The organism is Bartonella sp. DGB2, assembly GCF_046843095.1.
Lineage (GTDB): Bacteria > Pseudomonadota > Alphaproteobacteria > Rhizobiales > Rhizobiaceae > Bartonella.
The window spans coordinates 1,145,602-1,161,620 of sequence record NZ_CP177325.1; the positions used below are offsets into that span (position 1 = coordinate 1,145,602).

Annotated in this window: 22 protein-coding genes; 15 read left to right on the plus strand and 7 right to left on the minus strand. The window is 44.1% G+C overall.

Annotation, left to right across the window (positions count from 1 at the left end; genetic code table 11):
- Nucleotides 1-40 precede the first annotated feature (40 nt).
- From ACK28X_RS06230 to ACK28X_RS06250, 5 genes are all read left to right on the plus strand, one after another.
- Nucleotides 41-805: a flagellar biosynthetic protein FliR gene (locus tag ACK28X_RS06230; RefSeq protein WP_412057550.1), complete on the plus strand. Its 765-nt coding sequence runs from the start codon at nt 41-43 to the stop codon at nt 803-805.
- A 2-nt stretch (nt 806-807) separates the two neighbouring features.
- On the plus strand, nt 808-1,203 hold the full coding sequence (locus ACK28X_RS06235) for a hypothetical protein (protein ID WP_412057551.1): 396 nt from the start codon (nt 808-810) through the stop codon (nt 1,201-1,203).
- A 68-nt stretch (nt 1,204-1,271) separates the two neighbouring features.
- Nucleotides 1,272-1,763: a rod-binding protein gene (locus tag ACK28X_RS06240; RefSeq protein WP_412057552.1), complete on the plus strand. Its 492-nt coding sequence runs from the start codon at nt 1,272-1,274 to the stop codon at nt 1,761-1,763.
- A gap of 58 nt (nt 1,764-1,821) precedes the next feature.
- Nucleotides 1,822-2,211 carry a flagellar protein FlgN gene (locus ACK28X_RS06245; RefSeq protein ID WP_412057553.1) on the plus strand — a complete coding sequence of 130 codons (390 nt, stop codon included), beginning with the start codon at nt 1,822-1,824 and terminating at the stop codon, nt 2,209-2,211.
- Nucleotides 2,211-2,693, plus strand: coding sequence for a hypothetical protein (locus ACK28X_RS06250; protein ID WP_412057554.1), 483 nt, complete (start codon nt 2,211-2,213; stop codon nt 2,691-2,693). Before ACK28X_RS06245 ends, ACK28X_RS06250 begins: the two co-directional genes overlap by 1 nt.
- 21 nt (nt 2,694-2,714) lie before the next feature.
- Here the strand turns inward: ACK28X_RS06250 and ACK28X_RS06255 are convergent, their stop codons facing one another.
- From ACK28X_RS06255 to motA, 7 genes are all read right to left on the minus strand, one after another.
- On the minus strand, nt 2,715-3,146 hold the full coding sequence (locus tag ACK28X_RS06255) for a hypothetical protein (RefSeq protein WP_412057555.1): 432 nt from the start codon (nt 3,144-3,146) through the stop codon (nt 2,715-2,717).
- 70 nt (nt 3,147-3,216) lie between these two features.
- Complete coding sequence (locus tag ACK28X_RS06260; RefSeq protein WP_412057556.1) at nt 3,217-4,296, minus strand: flagellar biosynthesis protein FlhB; 1,080 nt, start codon at nt 4,294-4,296, stop codon at nt 3,217-3,219.
- Nucleotides 4,297-4,422: 126 nt separating this feature from the next.
- Nucleotides 4,423-5,523, minus strand: a complete 1,101-nt coding sequence (locus ACK28X_RS06265; RefSeq protein ID WP_412057557.1) for a flagellar motor switch protein FliG — start codon at nt 5,521-5,523, stop codon at nt 4,423-4,425.
- Nucleotides 5,524-5,540: 17 nt separating this feature from the next.
- Nucleotides 5,541-5,852, minus strand: coding sequence for a flagellar motor switch protein FliN (fliN, locus tag ACK28X_RS06270; protein ID WP_412058302.1), 312 nt, complete (start codon nt 5,850-5,852; stop codon nt 5,541-5,543).
- Nucleotides 5,853-6,046: 194 nt separating this feature from the next.
- The gene (locus ACK28X_RS06275; protein ID WP_412057558.1) at nt 6,047-6,604 is read right to left on the minus strand and encodes a BAB2_0123 family type IV secretion system effector; all 558 of its coding nucleotides are present in this window, start codon (nt 6,602-6,604) and stop codon (nt 6,047-6,049) included.
- On the minus strand, nt 6,585-7,568 hold the full coding sequence (locus tag ACK28X_RS06280) for a FliM/FliN family flagellar motor switch protein (protein ID WP_412057559.1): 984 nt from the start codon (nt 7,566-7,568) through the stop codon (nt 6,585-6,587). The genes ACK28X_RS06275 and ACK28X_RS06280 overlap by 20 nt, the downstream gene beginning before the upstream one ends.
- A gap of 22 nt (nt 7,569-7,590) precedes the next feature.
- Nucleotides 7,591-8,454: a flagellar motor stator protein MotA gene (motA, locus tag ACK28X_RS06285; RefSeq protein WP_412057560.1), complete on the minus strand. Its 864-nt coding sequence runs from the start codon at nt 8,452-8,454 to the stop codon at nt 7,591-7,593.
- A 236-nt stretch (nt 8,455-8,690) separates the two neighbouring features.
- Here motA and ACK28X_RS06290 point away from each other — a divergent pair, with 236 nt between their 5' ends.
- The 10 genes from ACK28X_RS06290 to ACK28X_RS06335 all read left to right on the plus strand — a co-directional run bounded on the left by ACK28X_RS06290 (nt 8,691) and on the right by ACK28X_RS06335 (nt 16,016).
- A complete protein-coding gene (locus ACK28X_RS06290) occupies nt 8,691-9,485 on the plus strand; it encodes a DUF1217 domain-containing protein (RefSeq protein ID WP_412057561.1) in 795 nt (264 codons plus the stop codon).
- 126 nt (nt 9,486-9,611) lie between these two features.
- Nucleotides 9,612-10,349: a flagellar basal-body rod protein FlgF gene (gene flgF, locus ACK28X_RS06295; protein ID WP_412057562.1), complete on the plus strand. Its 738-nt coding sequence runs from the start codon at nt 9,612-9,614 to the stop codon at nt 10,347-10,349.
- 14 nt (nt 10,350-10,363) lie between these two features.
- On the plus strand, nt 10,364-10,579 hold the full coding sequence (locus ACK28X_RS06300; protein ID WP_412057563.1) for a hypothetical protein: 216 nt from the start codon (nt 10,364-10,366) through the stop codon (nt 10,577-10,579).
- Entirely contained in the window at nt 10,557-12,155 is a 1,599-nt protein-coding gene (locus ACK28X_RS06305; RefSeq protein WP_412057564.1) for a FliI/YscN family ATPase, read from the plus strand. The genes ACK28X_RS06300 and ACK28X_RS06305 overlap by 23 nt, the downstream gene beginning before the upstream one ends.
- A gap of 155 nt (nt 12,156-12,310) precedes the next feature.
- Nucleotides 12,311-12,700 carry a flagellar basal body protein gene (locus ACK28X_RS06310; RefSeq protein WP_412057565.1) on the plus strand — a complete coding sequence of 130 codons (390 nt, stop codon included), beginning with the start codon at nt 12,311-12,313 and terminating at the stop codon, nt 12,698-12,700.
- Nucleotides 12,701-12,702: 2 nt separating this feature from the next.
- Nucleotides 12,703-13,119 (plus strand): flagellar basal body rod protein FlgC, encoded by a 417-nt coding sequence (gene flgC, locus ACK28X_RS06315; protein WP_412057566.1) that lies wholly within the window; start codon nt 12,703-12,705, stop codon nt 13,117-13,119.
- Nucleotides 13,120-13,150: 31 nt separating this feature from the next.
- Nucleotides 13,151-13,468 carry a flagellar hook-basal body complex protein FliE gene (locus tag ACK28X_RS06320; RefSeq protein ID WP_412057567.1) on the plus strand — a complete coding sequence of 106 codons (318 nt, stop codon included), beginning with the start codon at nt 13,151-13,153 and terminating at the stop codon, nt 13,466-13,468.
- Between the two features lie 65 nt (nt 13,469-13,533).
- Nucleotides 13,534-14,334, plus strand: coding sequence for a flagellar basal-body rod protein FlgG (gene flgG, locus ACK28X_RS06325; RefSeq protein ID WP_412058303.1), 801 nt, complete (start codon nt 13,534-13,536; stop codon nt 14,332-14,334).
- A 36-nt stretch (nt 14,335-14,370) separates the two neighbouring features.
- Nucleotides 14,371-14,796, plus strand: a complete 426-nt coding sequence (gene flgA / locus ACK28X_RS06330; RefSeq protein WP_412057568.1) for a flagellar basal body P-ring formation chaperone FlgA — start codon at nt 14,371-14,373, stop codon at nt 14,794-14,796.
- Nucleotides 14,796-16,016: a flagellar basal body P-ring protein FlgI gene (locus ACK28X_RS06335; protein WP_412057569.1), complete on the plus strand. Its 1,221-nt coding sequence runs from the start codon at nt 14,796-14,798 to the stop codon at nt 16,014-16,016. Before flgA ends, ACK28X_RS06335 begins: the two co-directional genes overlap by 1 nt.
- Nucleotides 16,017-16,019 lie beyond the last annotated feature (3 nt).

The window sequence follows — 16,019 nt, forward strand, 5'->3', positions numbered from 1 at the left end:
GCAGCCTTGATATAATAGACATGTTTTTAATGGAACTTTTATGAATCTTTTTAATGTGCCCATAGATCAATTATTGATCATGGTGATGTTTGTGTTTTGCAGAGTGGGTGGGTGTGTGATGGTGGCGCCTGGCTTTTCGGTCGCACGTTTGAATATGCAGATACGTTTATTCATTGCGCTTGCTTTTTCGTTAGCGCTTGTCCCTTTGGTAGCTGACCAGCTTTATAATCTTGTTAAAGGGCTGAACGTTACAACTTTGGTGTTAGGGATTGTGGCAGAAAGTTTAGTGGGGGTGAGTTTTGGGGTGATTGCTCATGCTTATCTTTGGGCCTTTCAATTCATGGCTAATGTTATTGGGATGAGTATGGGCTATTCGGGGCAACCTGGAAATAGCGTTATGGAGTCTGTCCCAGAGACACAGATTGCCAACCTTTTAATGATGGGAGCGGTGATGCTATTTTTTGCTAGTGATATGCATTTAATGGTGTTGCGGGGTTTGTGGAATTCTTACGATTTAGTACCCGTAAGCCTTGTACCCCACCCAGGATTTGCTCTGATTGATTATCGTGATGCTTTGTCAAAAGCTTTTCTAGTGACGTTGCGGATCGGAGCCCCTTATTTGGTTTATACAATTTTTGTGAATATGGCAGTGGGTCTTTTGAATAAGCTGACTCCCGCTATTCCTATCTATTTTATATCCTTACCTTTTGTTGTTGCAGGCGGCTTATTATTGCTTTATTTTTTAGTACCAGAAATGTTGCGTTTTTTTGATGGGGAACTGGCCTCATGGCTGGAAGAAGGGTAAGAATGCCATTTCATAAGCACCGTTATGCTAAGCTTTTAAAAGTGCAAAATTTGCTTAAAATGCGTGATGAAGCAGAATTGAATTTTCTTTATGTTCGCTATCATGCAATTCAAGAACAAAAACAGAAAATTATATCTTTGCTTGAGAATGATGAAACCGTACCTTTGTATAACACGTGTTTTATGGCAGAATGTTTGCAACAGAATGAAAAAAATAGCGTGCTTTTGGCAAATAAAATCTTTGAGCAGCAACAAGAGGCTGCACAATCAACTTATCGTTATATGATGATAGAGGACAGCTATAAAGCGACGATAAGGAAAGAAGAGCAACAGGAACTGGCCCGTATGTTGGAAGATTTTATTACCCAATCCCTCAACCAATCTTCCAGCTTGGCATAAGCTTTGCTTGTTAGCATTTTTTTAAGCATGTTTTGTAGTAAATTTGCAAAATGAAGGACGGGGTAAAAATGGCGCTGAGACCTGTTTCTGATATAATTATGGATGTAGGGCGGGCAGCAGATCCTGTCCAATACCAAGCGTCCGTACAAAAATTACGCATGATTGCTGCTAGCCATGCAGCTAAAGTGGGCGGTTTTGCGAAAAATATCGAACAAGCTTCTGATCAAGCACCTTCTTCTACAGCCCCGGTCTTGCCAATGGTTGTGCGCAAGGAGAATTCGTCGCAAGCGGTTTATCAAGATTTTGAAGCTTTTATGTTGCAATCTTTTATTGGGAATATGTTTCCTGATAAGGCAGAAGCAGTATTTGGCAAAGGGCAAGCAGGTGCGGTGTGGAAATCCTTATTGGCTCAAGAAATGGCTAAAGAGGTGGCTAGGCGTGGTGGTATTGGTGTGGCTCAGATGTTGGCGCAGGCGCAGCAGCGTAAAGAGGCTTCTGAGGGGGCTCAGTTGGATGCAGTAGAGCAAAAATTATCACATAAAGTAAGCGTGGTCTTTTAAGACTAGATAGACGCCGTGCCAGCGCACGGTATTTCTAAAGAAAATGAAAGAGGGTGAAATGAAAAAGAATCCAATGGCATCGGAATTCGCTATGCAAAAGTTTGCCGCCGCTATTGAAGGGCTAGGCGAGGTCGTAGATTATGAAAGTGATATCCTTGAGAGTAATGGTAATCCAGATTATAACAAGATTAATGCACGCAAAACGCGCGGTTTACGAGATTTAAATCAAGCGATGGGTGAGGTCTCTGTTTATCTTAATGACAATATGGAGGAAAGTATTGCTAGACTTTTGCAAGGTTTGCAAAAAAAGCTTGAGCGTAATAGCGATTTGTTAAAAATTCATCTGGAAGCAGTTAGCGAATTATCGCAAATGATGCAGATGGCGGTGCGCTCTGAAGAAACCGACGGCACTTATGATCCATTTTCGGTAAAAATTGGGCATCCGTAATGGTAAAAATTTTTGCGATCGGTTTATGGGTCTGTGTAGTTGCTTTGGGAAGTCTGATGCTGGGCATTAGAATGAACGCAGATTCCCCTGCGCTCGTGAAAGTGCCTGAGGCGGTGAAGCTTCATTATACCAAAACTAACGTTTTTAGCATTCCTATTATTATTCAGGGCAAGGTAGATGGCTATTTGATTTCTCAGTTGGGCTATGTAGTGGATGATAAGCGGAAGAAATCTATTGCTGTCCCCTTGGACACTTTAATTAATAACGCCGTATTTGAAATTTTTTGGGGGAGCTACTCTGATACAAGCACGATTGAGCGTATCAAATTTGCAGATGTGAAGAACGAGATTATCAAGCGGGTTAATGATTATGTAGGAACTCCCGTTTTACAAGATTTATTGGTTGAGCAATTTACTTATCTTCCTAGTAGCCGTGTACGTGTTACTAAACCCGCAAAAACTATGTTGCCTGAAGATATTTAAAGATCCGAAGAATTTAGAGGTCTAGCCTTTCGTTTGTTTACTTCTGGGGAGCCGCGCGTTGTTAAGCGCTTGCATGAAGATTCGGGTTTCAGTTTCATCGTCGCTGGGTATTTCAAAAATGGTGTCATCAATCTCAATGCCAAAGCTTTCACTATCCATAATCATATGGAACTGGCTGTTAACACCTTCATTGGAAAATTCCATATACAGAGTAATGGTGGGGAAGGTATCCCAACCCAGCTTATACTCTCCTTTATTGGCAAAACGGATGGTCTGAGGATAGAAATAAAGCTCGGTTGCGGCATCAATAATATCGCTAATGTTTCCATAACGTTCGTAGTGCAGGCAGGCGATAAAGTCGCCTACCCCGACCATTTTGATTTCAGGTATAATGCAAGATATTTGTTTTGCAAGTATCATTTCACGCATTTCATCAATATAATTTTTTTTCATCCGCTTTAAGCCCTTTGATGATTGCTTTATAATCCTATTTTCTTGTGTGTGGCTTATTATATATTTATTATTACATGTTTATAAAGTTGTTTTGATTATTAAGAAAACGAATAAGCGCGGCTACTGCTTCATAGAAATGAGGCGGTATGGCTTGGTTTACTTCTACTTGGCGATAAAGCGCTTGGGTCAGTTCAATATTCTGAATCACGGGTATATTGTTTTCTATACCAATTTCACGGATTTTTAGAGCAAAGATGTTTTTACCTTTGGCTACTACAACGGGTGCGGCGTCATCAGCAGGGTGGTAGCGTAAAGCAACAGCAAAATGTGTGGGATTGACCACGATTAAGGTTGCGCTGGGCACATTAGCGATCATTTGTTGGCGGATGCGGCTGCGAACCAATGAGCGCATACGTGCTTTGACTGCCGGATCGCCTTCAGTTTCCTTATACTCATCTTTAAGCTCTTGTTTTGACATACGTAACTGTTGATACCAGTAGAAGCGCGACCATACGAGATCGAAGGCGGCAATTACTGCTACCGCGGTACTGAAGGAGAGTAAAAGTCGTGTGAGTTTTATTTGTATATATCTGGGGAGAGAAAAAGTATTGGTGTTTAAGGCATCAAGAAATATGTGTGTATGGCGAAAGAATAACCAATACACGACTAAATTAACGCCCAAAATTTTGGCAAGAGATTTGCCAAATTCTACCCAGCCGCCTTTACCAAAAATACGCTTAAAGCCGCTTGATGGTGAAATACGTGACCATTGCGGGCGTATACGTTCTCCTATCATGCGTGGTGGATTTTGCACTAGAGAGGAGGCTATTCCAATCAGGGTGATAAGCAATAAAATAGGTAATAAGGCCAGACCTACATTCCCTTCTATGGTAATTAAAAGATTTTTAATGTCTTCGGCGTTGTTGATGCGCCACGCCTCGGGGCGTTCTAGCCATTGATTTAAAAAGCTTGTCAATTTTGAAAAACTAGGCCAAGCGATAAATGAGGCAATAAGGCTATAGGCAACAAACCCCATAAAAATAGGCAATTCACGTGAGAAAGGCAGATTGCCCTTTTCTTCAGCTTTTTGGATTTTACGCTCGGTTGGCGCCTCAGTTTGGGAGCCATCTTCGTTTTTTTCTTCTGCCATAGTCGAATTGTAATCTCATTTCTTGTGTCAGTGCTTGATAGAAGGAAAAGTATATGGCAGCAAAAAGGTATCATTTTTTGTTAAGCGCGTTGTCTATTTCAATCGAGATTGAAGGGCAGATCGGTTTTAAGGAGCATTAGCAGTTTGGTCGTTGGCGGTTGGATCGTTAGTGAGGCTGATGATGCCCTGGTCGGAGAGCCGAATCGCTTTTTGTGCTATATTGCGGCGCGCTTGTACTATTTCTGCTTGGGTTAATGGAGCACCGGCATTTGTCAATTCTACTTCTACCATGCGGCGAGTGCGTTGAGAAAGCGCTTCAAGGATAAGAGTTTTCATTTGTACGTCTATACCACGTAAGGCGGTAATGATAAGGGGGGCATCAATACCGTCAAAAAGCAATAAGCGGGCTTTATCGCTAAGACGTGCAATATCTTCAAATACGAAAAGTTTTGCTTTAATTTTAGCGATATCTTCGGGGCTAAGTTCTTCGAGGCTCATCAACATTTCATCAATCTCGTTTTTCTCAAGCGCATTAAGCATACTTGCAACTTGGGTGTGATTGCCGTCTTTGCCTGTCTCCTTTTGTTGGGTAAGCTGCGGGTGGAGGGCTTTATTGAGGAGTTGGTCGCATAGAGGAGATACAGTTCCTAAATGTAGGGTTCGGCGCGTTATATCAGCGCGCATAGCGCTATTTTGCGCCAGTAAAAGTCGTGCGGCTAAATCAGAGGGCAGGCGCGAGAGAATATAAGCGATGATCTGTGGATGTTCGCCCTCTAGGTGTGCATGAATTTTCCCAGCATCAAGTGTGTTAAATATATCCCAAATTGTAGTGTCAGGGTCTATAGGAGGGTTTAATATTTGTGTTACTTCTTCTTCAGGCAAGGTTTCTAGCACGAGTTTATTGAATCGTTCTCCTGCTTGCGAGAAAGACGCGCCTTCGGCAAAGGCATCTTCAAATTTGCGTACCAAAATCTCAAAATCGGCGAGGCTGATATCCGGTAATTTATGAGCTTGTCCGCTTAATAAGCGTAGGTCATCGGTACTAAAATGCTTTAATAAGCGTGCAGCAGTGGGTTTGCCAAGAGCTACTAATAAGGCGACTACTTTTTGTTGGCTTGAAAGCGTATCAATGATGGAGTCGCGCTTTTCGTCGCTTTGTGTCGATGCGCGTGCGGGAAGGGATTCACTCTTTGTATTTTCATTAAGTTCTGTATCTGCGACGCTCATTATGAACTTTCAAATCATTATTTGCCAATAATTTCAGTTAAACTCACTCCAAAGCGTGATGTGTCATCTTCCATAACAATTACTTCTCCTCGTGCAATTACTCGTCCGTTAACAACGATATCTACAGGATCACCAATTTGTTTATCTAAAGCTATAATAGCTCCGCGTCCTAAATTCATTAAGGTAGCGACCGGCATATGGGTGGCCCCCAAAACCACTTGAACTTCAACAGGTATGCTCATGATTAAATCGGCGTTGCCTGCTGATGCATCGCTCGGCACAGCTTTGTTTGATATTCCTGTGCTTTTGGGTTCTTTGCGGGTGGGCATTTCACCGGTGCTAAAGGAGGGGGTGCCCATTTTTTCGGTGCTAAAACTTGGCGCGGCTGGGCGCGCGCTATCCAAAGGAGGGGGTGGCGTTTTTTTATCGCCAGCTGCATTAAGAGGAGGAGCGGAGGTGAAGGGGGGTGGAGTATCGTCTGCCATAAGTCACCATAGGGGTTGCCGATTTATATTATATAGATTTAATAAATTGTTAACTTGTTTTGTGGACTTCGCGCAATTTTGCGCTGAACAAAAACTGGCAGGCCTTTACTGCTCGTGGGGGGTACGTTAAGAGGCGCCGCTTTATCGCATGAGACAGTTTTAGATGTGTTTATAGGCGTGATATGGTTTCTTATTTGGATGGATGGGTGTTGTAAGGCTGCGGCTGGAGGCGTTGTCTTAAGTTTGGAGGCCGTGGGTGAGGCCTGGTGAATTTGACTGTATAGGCTCGTATAGTCTTGTTGCAAGCGGAGGCGCATATTTTCCATTTTTGCAATATATTGATCAATATTGCGCCGTGTGCGGGTGGATTCACTAATGCGCGCATCAAGCTTTCTATTTTCATCTTGGAAATCTTGGTGTTCTTCGCGCAAGATTTTTATTGCTTGGTCAAGGCTTGCGGTAGCAGATTGGATTTCTGTTGCTAAGGCTCGTCCTAACTGAACGGTTGCGGTGAGTTTACGGGCGGCGGCGATAAAAACACTTAGTGAGAAGGCGCTGATCGCCGCACTGATGAGATTAATAATGAGCCAACTCATTGAGAGCCTCCTCTTCTTCATTGATTTGATTGGAAATTTTGACAGAAAAGTGGCTACCAATCTTTCCTAAAGATCCTTTGTATAAAGCTTGTTGGCCGCTCTGTAACTTTATATTTTGAATCGCATTAGGGGGAAGCGGAAGAACTTGGCCTTTATATAATTTTGACAAAGCACTCAAAGGTAGGTTGCTTTGGGTGATGACTGCCTCGACCTTGATATTGGTACGGCGAACTTCTTGGCGTAGGCGTTTTGCCCAGAGAGGGTCACTCGCAACAGAAGGCGCGTGCAAGGCTTTTGCAACCACTTCTTGGATGGGGTGGTGGCATGTGCGGGGCATTAACAGTGTGAGTTGATTAACAGGGACAGAAGGAGATATGTTCTCTTCAGTTTTTAAGTGAATTGTACAAGAAAAAAGAGCGGTTTGCCCAAAAGGAAGTTCTTTTTGAGGAGGGGAATTTGCTAGAGTTTTTTGATATAAGAGCAATGTATTGTCACCGTCACCAAAAACTCCATCAAGTGATTGGGCAAAGAGTTGGGCAAAGGTATTAGCGATTTCAATCTCGCTAACGCTGAAGGGGCGGCCGCCTCGGTTAGATACGTTCGATTGATCAGCTCCAAAAAAGGCATCGACTACCAAGCTAATAAGGGCATCATTGAGAAGCATGAAAACATCGCCTCCCCAGCGGTGAGCCGAAAAATGCATTATGAGGGTATCTTGGGGAATTTGTGAAGGAGCGTGGTCGGCTTTTAGAGTGGTGAGAGAAGCAATTTCGGCGAAAAACCTTTGCGATGTGTAGGGGATAAGGCGGGCGCAAAGTTGGGTTGTTGCCTCACTGAAAACGTGACGGAAAGCAATTAGGTCATCGCTGGAAAGACCAGCTGCACGTAAGATATATTGAGCTAGCTGGCTGCGTTTTTTGTCGCTTGCTGCTTGGTTGCCTATGGAGGGAGAATGTTCAGTCATCTACGACATGCTCTTTCGCTATTTAAGAGGTGCTACCGCCAGAGATGGCTTCTTGTTCCACTACATCAATGGTTGGGCGGTATTTTGCAGAAATGGTTTTACGGCCATATTCAAGGGCGATTTGTGGGATGGCGCCATTCATATAAGCTAGGAGGGTTTGCTTCACCACGATGTATAGGCGGTTCCTTTGGCTACGTACGCCTTTGATTTTTTGAGAGAGGGGACCAAAGACTCCATAGCAAAAAAAGATTCCGGCGAAAGTGCCAACCAAAGCGGCTCCGATTAAGTGCCCTAAAACTTCTATAGATTCATTTAAAGCACCCATAGCCTTGATGACACCTAAAACTGCAGCAACAATTCCTAAAGCGGGAAGCGCATCAGCTAAGTTTTGCACCGCTTTAGCAGGTTTTTGTGAATCATGAGTAATGGTTTGGATTTCTTCATCCATTAAGGCTTCCACCTCAAAAGGGCGCGCATTGCCTAAAATTATAAGTCGACAATAATCGCAAATGAAGTAGGTCAAATTTTGATCCTTTAGCACAAGCGGGTATTGGTTAAAAATTGTCGATTCATTCGGGTTATCGATGTGAGATTCAATCTCTGTACGGGACTTTGAGCGCATTTCGCGCATCAGTATATAAAGCAACCCAAGCACCTCAAGGAAATCTTTGACTTGCGGTACAGAATCTTTTATTGCTTCATTAATGGCTTTGACTGTATCCTTAATCAAAGTAAAGGGGTTAGCCATAATAAAGGTTCCTATCCCTGACCCTAAAATTATAAGAAATTCCCATGGCTGTACTAAAACAGCTAGCTTGCCACCCAAGGCAAAAAAACCGCCAAGAATACATCCTAGAGCAATGATAAGACCAATAATAATACCCATTTAAATTCCCTTTTCCTTTTTGTATGAGACTTTCCTTGCCTGAAGCTTGTCATAGTATAGATAAATATTTGGACAAGATACTAGGATTGGATTAAATAAATTTTTAAAAAATCACACAACACTTTCCATTTATGGCTTTGCTTTTAGAGTTATTTTAGTGATAACTTATTTATGGTAAGCTTTGCGTAAGGTCAAATTGTTAAATTCTTTGTAAGAGTATTGCATAGGGAGGGGCTATGATAGGCACCTACACGCGTTATCGCTATACGATTGATCACCTGAAAGACACGCGCGATCGCTTATTGCAAGAGCCAGTCGTAAGCCGCGAGACTACCTATTACATTGAGAATATCAAAAAGGTGCGCACAATTGATGAGTTTTTGAGCGATGATCGTCTTTATGATTATGCCATGAAGGCTTATGGATTGGGAGAGATGATTTATGCGAAGGGTTTGATGCGGAAGCTATTGACTGACCCTGAGATGGCCGACAAAATGAGCGACAAGCGCTATGCTGAGTTTGTTAAGGCTTTTAACTTTCATGCCCTGGGCGAAAAGGCAACCCAAAGCGTAGCTGCTGTTAAGGGGGCCGTTAATAAGTACATCCAACAAACTCTTGAGGAGGAAATGGGGAAAAGCGACCCTGGCGTACGTTTGGCCCTTTATTTTACGCGGATCGTGGGGGGGATGCAACAAGGGGGGGGGATTTCAAAAAAGGGTTGGGCGTATCAGATCCTTGGGGATAAGGCTTTGACGCAGGTTGTTTTTACAGCTCTTGGAATCCCTAATAGTATAAGAAAATCGGATGTTGATGTACAAAAACGTCTTTTAGAGACTCATCTTTCTTTTGAAGATGTTGCAACGCCAGAAGGAGTTGAGCGTTTGATATCTCGTTTTTCAGCTATGTATGACAAAGATAATAATCAACCGGCGAGCGCAGCTTTGGCTTTATTAAAAAATAGCGCTCCTAACACTCTTGGTGGGTTTTCGTTGGATAGTTTGGAAGCTTTACAAGCTTTACGACGGCATTAAGGCAAAGTGCTACGTTTAATTTATGAGATTAGCGGCCATAAAGATGGTTTCTAAAAGCTGGTAATAGGTTGGCGTAACCAAATGAGAATTGCTCGCCTAGGCCAGCTAAAATTAAGGGTATTTTAGATGAAAAATCCAATTTATATAGGGATTTCTGGTCAACTTAGCTTGGCGCGTCAGCTTAATACGATAGCGCAAAACATAGCAAATGTTAATACTCCTGGATTTCATGGAACAGCAATAAAATTCGAAACATTGCTCTCTCCTACAGCGCGCAACAATAACACGCAGGTTAATTTTGTAACGGCAGGCAAAGGTTATATTACTCGTGAACATGGTGCATTTACGCAAACGGGCAATGCTTTAGACGTGGCAATTGATGGCAATGCTTATTTTGCTTTGCAAACGCCTGCTGGTCCTGTCTATACGCGTGATGGACGTATGAACATGACTGCAGAGGGCGATTTGCTTTCGGTGACGGGCTTACCTTTTTTGGATGATGGTGGCGCGCCTTTGCAACTTAATCCAGCTTTAGGCGCGCCAGTGATAAGTGTTGATGGGGCTATTTATCAAAATCATACGCAAGTAGCCAAGATTGGCCTGTTCCAAATCCCTTCTGAAGGTAATTTGCGTTATGGACCAAATGCTTCAGTGGTGCCTGATCGACCTGCTGTTCCTGCCGAAGGTGGTACAGGGCAAGGAGTTATGCAAGGATATATAGAAAGCGCTAATGTGAACGGTGTTTTAGAAATGACGCGTTTGATTGAGGTTAGCCGTGCTTTTGAACGTATGGAAGCAATGCTACGTCAACAAGAAGATATGACGTTAAAATCAATACAAATTTTTGGCGGCCGGCGAACTTAGGGCGATTATGGTTCTTGGGTAGAGCACGACATTTTTTTGCGACTCCTTTATGGTTTGCGCTTCTTGAAGAGTGGGCTTTCATGCAAGCTGCTAGATTAAGCGTACCTTGTTGGGCTGTTGCATTATTTAGTGCGGTTGATTTGGATGCTTGGGGTATTTTAAAGACATTTGGCAAAGACGCAGGCTGGGGCAAAACTGGGAAAAAAAATGACAAAATTTGGGGGCGATAGCCGTAATCAAGAGGGGGCGGTGCTTAGCGGAGGCGGCCGTCCTAGGGTTCGGCAAGCGTTGCAAGATTTATCAACTTTAGAGATGGAGAGGATGCCACAGAGTAAAGAGGCTTCTAGTGGCTTGTCGGATTCACGGATCTCTCAATCTTTGCGAGAGTCACAAATTTTACAATTTACAGAAGGTTTGGATGCTGTAAAAGCCCTAGACAGGGCGCAGAAAGGCGATGCAGGAAAGACTGCGGGCTTTGGGAGGCTTTTGTCAAAGCTTTCTGTTTTAGCGGAGAGCGAAAAGGCGCTTGGCCAAACTTTGGTAGCGCGGGGCGGAGTGGTGAGCGAAGTTTCTCGCGCTTTGATTGTAGCAAAAGGGCTTTCTTATGCGGTGGCTTTGGGCGATAGGGTGGCGATTGAGTGGGGAGGGCGAGTAGCTTATGGTGAGGTTATCCGCATAAACGAAAAGGAAGTACTGATTAAGCCTTATGATGAAGGCATGACTCCTGCTTTGAACGCATCTGTTTTTCCGAGCGGCCCTTTTTATGTAGCGCCTGATGTCTCGTGGCGCGGCCGTGTACTTGATGCTTTGGGTCAAGCGATTGATGACAAGGGGCCTATTTTGGTGGGAGACCGTAATATGCTGGTAGAAACGCAGGCACCACCGGCTTTAAAGCGGGCGAGGGTTGGCAAGCCTTTGCGCACAGGAGTGCGTGTCATTGATATTTTTACGCCTTTATGCTTTGGTCAGCGTATTGGTATTTTTGCGGGTTCGGGGGTCGGAAAATCAACGCTTTTAGCGATGCTAAGCGAAACTAAGCATTTTGATACTGTAGTCTTAGCTTTGACGGGTGAACGAGGCCGAGAAGTCCGAGATATGCTTGAAGATACAATGCGTGGTGAGTTATCAAAAGTAGTAACTGTGGTGGCTACAAGTGATGAAAGCCCTATGATGCGGCGTTTAGCCCCAGCCACGGCTACAACAATTGCAGAATATTTTTCTTGTTTGGGTGATCAGGTCCTTTTGGTGGTAGATTCTATTACGCGTTATGCTTTAGCGGGTCGAGAGATAGCAATTGCAGCGGGCGAGCCACCGGTTTCAAGGGGGTTTCCACCAAGGGTTTTCGCGGACTTACCAAAGCTTTTAGAGCGGGCTGGACCAGGGCCGCGTGGTAAGGGCTCTATCACTGGGGTTTATTCAGTATTAGTGGAGGGCGATGATCACAATGATCCAATTTCTGATGCGGCGCGCGGCATTCTTGATGGTCATATTGTGCTTGATCGTTCAGTCGCTGTTCAAGGACGTTTTCCAGCTGTTGATATTACGTCGTCCATTTCACGTTTGGCGCCTTATAGCTGGAACGGTGAGCAAAAAAAGTTAGTTTCAAGCCTGAAAGAAATGATTGCTCGCTATGAAGAAACGCGTGATTTACGAGCTATGGGGGCTTATAAAGCGGGCGTGGATCCATTTTTAGATCAAGCGGTAATTTTAGTACCACAGATTTATGAGGCGCTTAAGCAATCGCCTAACGCGCCGCTCTCTAGCGATGCTTATGAAGATCTCGCGCGTGCCTTAAAGGGGTCGTAGAGAGCTGAGAAAAATTTGGGTACTGTTTGCTTTAAAACAACAGAGGCGTATGCCCTTCTTGTAGTATCTTTATAGAAATTTTTATATCTTGGAATAGTGGCATAAGTCTCGCGCAAGATTACAGTCTTATTTTTAAAAATAAGGGGGGTAATAAAATGGTGAGTTCAGTTAATTTTTTTCAACTTGCAAATAGACAGGCGCAATGGCTAGCCGTTCGCCAAGGGGTGATAGCGGGTAATATTGCCAATGTAAACACGCCTGGATATCATAGCCGCGATGTGGCAGATTTTTCTACAATTTTGCAAAATAAAACCGTAAGCATGATTACAACTGATCCTCATCATATGGATGTAGGAGGGGATGATATGGGTGTTGAGATCACTGCTTCTGGACGCGGGGCGGAGGTTACTCATTCTGATAATAATGTGAACTTAGAAGAGGAGGTTCGCCAAGGTGGTGCTTTGGGGCGTGATATGGCACTTAATGTATCACTTGTGAAGGCATTTCATCGTATGTTGATGGCAAGTGTGAGGAATGGAGGATAATTATGGCTGACCCTTTGTTTTCTATCACAAAAATCGCTACAAGCGGGCTTGATGTCCAATCTGCTCGTTTGAGGATTATCGCTGAGAATATTGCTAATAGTAATTCTACCGGCCGCAGCCCAGGAGCCGATCCTTATCGGCGTAAAACTATAAGTTTTGAGGCGCGTTTGGGGCAAAGTGGTGATGTGGATGGTGTGCGTGTAGCGCGCATTGGGGCGGATAGAGCGCCTTTTGTGCTAAAATATGAGCCTAGCAATTTAGCTGCTGGTGCAAACGGCTATGTTAAATATCCTAATGTGAATGCTATTGTTGAAATGGCGGATATGCGCGAAGCCAATCGTTCTTATGAGGCTAATTTGCAAGTTTATAGTCAGGCTCAAGATCTGATTAGTCAAACTATTGATCTTTTAAGAAGTTGAAGTTGTGTATCTATGATAAAGGAGTAATCCAATGATATATCCTTTAACCGCGCAGGCGGGGTTAACGCTCAATCGGCTTGAACCCCTTAAGGGGGTAATGGGGGGACCACAAAGTGGTGGTGCAGAAAGCCCTAGTTTTGATGAAGTATTAACTCGGGTGGGCGAAAGTTTTGGTGCCCCTTTACATAAAGCGGAAACTATATCTATGGCTAAGATGGCGGGGGGCGATGTAGCGGTGCGTGACGTTGTAAACTCCGTAATGGAAGCAGAGCGCGCGCTGAATATTGCTATCGCTATTCGTGATAAAATTGTGCAAGCTTATACGGAAGTCAGTCGGATGCAGATTTAATGAATAATTGGGGCGGTTATCCTTCTCTAGTATAGAAATTCAAAAAATAGGAAAATATGATGGTTATGAGGTCGCTTTCTATTGCCGCTACGGGGATGAACGCCCAGCAAACCAATATTGACGTTATCGCTAATAATATTGCGAATATTAATACGACAGCCTATAAGCGCTCGCGAGCTGAATTCGCCGACCTTATTTATGTGGCTGATCGTGCTAAGGGGGTTCCTGATCTTTTGAATCAAGCAACTGTTCCAGAAGGCGCAATGGTAGGTATGGGGGTACGTACTGCGGCCATTCGCAAGGTAAATTTGCAAGGTTCATTTAGTCAAACGGGCAATCAGTTGGATATAGCTATAGCAGGGCGGGGATATTTTGAGGTGCAAGATCCCGCGGGTAATGTATTTTATACGCGTTCTGGTAGTTTTAATTTAAATGAAAATGGCGATCTTGTTACTCTAGATGGTTATCAGGTGCAGCCACCTATTAATATTCCGGCCGACCGTTCAAAGGATGGTTTGATTGCCATTGGCCAAGATGGAACCATTTCTTATAAAACCGATGATAATCCTCCGCAAGTGGTGCGGGCGGGACAGCTTACTTTGGTGAATTTTGTCAATGAAGCGGGTTTAGATCCCGCTGGCAGTAATCTTTATCGTGAGACGCAAGCATCGGGAACACCCGCGGTTGGTCTGCCAATGTGGGATAATTATGGCCATATCATGCAAGGGTACCTTGAGGCTTCAAATGTTGATCCAGTGAAAGAAATTACCGAATTGATTGCGGCTCAACGCGCCTATGAGATGAATTCTAAGGTAATTCAAGCTTCTGATGAGATGGCAGCAGTGGTTTCAAAAAATCTGAGGTAGGAAATGGCTTTTTGGAGATTTTTTTTAGGGGCCATTTTGTCGTTTTTGGCTGTGGAGGTGGATGCGTGTGCTGATAGAGTGGCGTTTTTAGTTCCCAATGTAGCTATTTATACGGGACAAAGTATTTCATCTGCTGCCGTGAATGAGAAATTTTTTTATATCCGCTCAGGCGCTGAACTTCGTTATGTGCGTAATAGGGCGCAATTGGAGAATAAGATAGCAAAGCGTACCCTTTTACCGGGACATGCTATTGCGCTTTCTGCTTTGACTACGGCATCTTTGATTAATCGCGGTCAGACGGCGCAATTAGTTTTTCAGTCAGGTAATCTATCAATTGTTGCGCGTGGGATTGCGTTAGAGTCTGGATCGGCTGGTGATACAATCAAAGTACGCAATGCCGATTCGGGTCGCATCATTTCGGGCAAAATTATGGACGATGGGCGCGTGTTGGTGGGGTCGTAATGGGGCGATATTTGGCTGTCTTTTTGCTGCTATGTGTAGCGTTTGATTTTGTTCTCGCCGATGAAGGCGGCGTGGATGTGCGCCAGTTTCGTTCTGAGGCAGCGTCTGATGCGGCGTGGCTTGGTGCAGGGGGGGATCCAAAAAAGATGCGCTATGCAGACTTAAGTACGCCTGGTGCGGTGGTTCGGCTTAAGGATATTGCCCAGATACAAGGTGTGCGTGAAAATCAATTGGTAGGATATGGTTTAGTTGTCGGACTAAAGGGTACGGGCGACTCTTTGCGCAATGCGCCTTTTACTGAGCAATCCATGCGCGCTATGCTTGATAATATGGGAATCAATCCGCCCGCTGGCGCAACCCGTGCTAATAATATTGCTGCTGTTTTGGTAACCGCTATACTTCCGCCCTTTGCTACTCCTGGAGCAAAAATTGATGTAACCGTTTCTTCTTTGGGTGATGCAGCTTCTTTACAGGGCGGAACGCTGGTGATGACTCCATTGTTGGGTGGGGATGGTCAAACCTATGCAGTGGCGCAGGGCAATGTGATTGTTTCAGGCTTTGAGGTAAAAGGAGCCGCGGAAAGCGTGACCCAAGGGGTACCAACCTCAGCACGGATCCCCAATGGAGCTTTGGTAGAAAAAAAGATTGATGGCAATTTCAACGGCAACAATACGTTGATTATTGAATTGCGCGATTCTGATTTTTCGACAGCAATACAGGTAACTGATTTGATCAATATTTTTGCTCAAAATCGTTATAAGCGGCCCGTGGCAAAAGAACGCGATGCTAAGACTATTGTCTTAACAAAGCCTCCTCAAGTCAGTGCAACACGTTTTATTGCTGCGCTGGAAGGTTTGCCTATTCCTACGGATGAAGTGGCGCGGGTTGTGGTAGATGAGCGAACAGGAACAGTGGTGATTGGTGAAAAAGTACGGGTTTCACGGGTAGCTATTTCTTACGGTGGCCTTACAGTACGGGTGACAGAAACACCTGTTGTTTCCCAGCCTCAGCCCTTTAGCGATGGTAAAACTGTTATTGTGCCTAACACGAAGGTAGATGTGAGTGAACAAACGTCAAATATTGGTATTTTAGGAGGGACAGATTTAGATAGTCTTGTGAAAGGTCTCAATCAAATTGGTGTGAAGCCAGCGGGGATTATTGCTATTCTACAAGCCATTAAAACTTCAGGTGCTTTGCATGCGGAGTTGGTAATTCAATGAAAA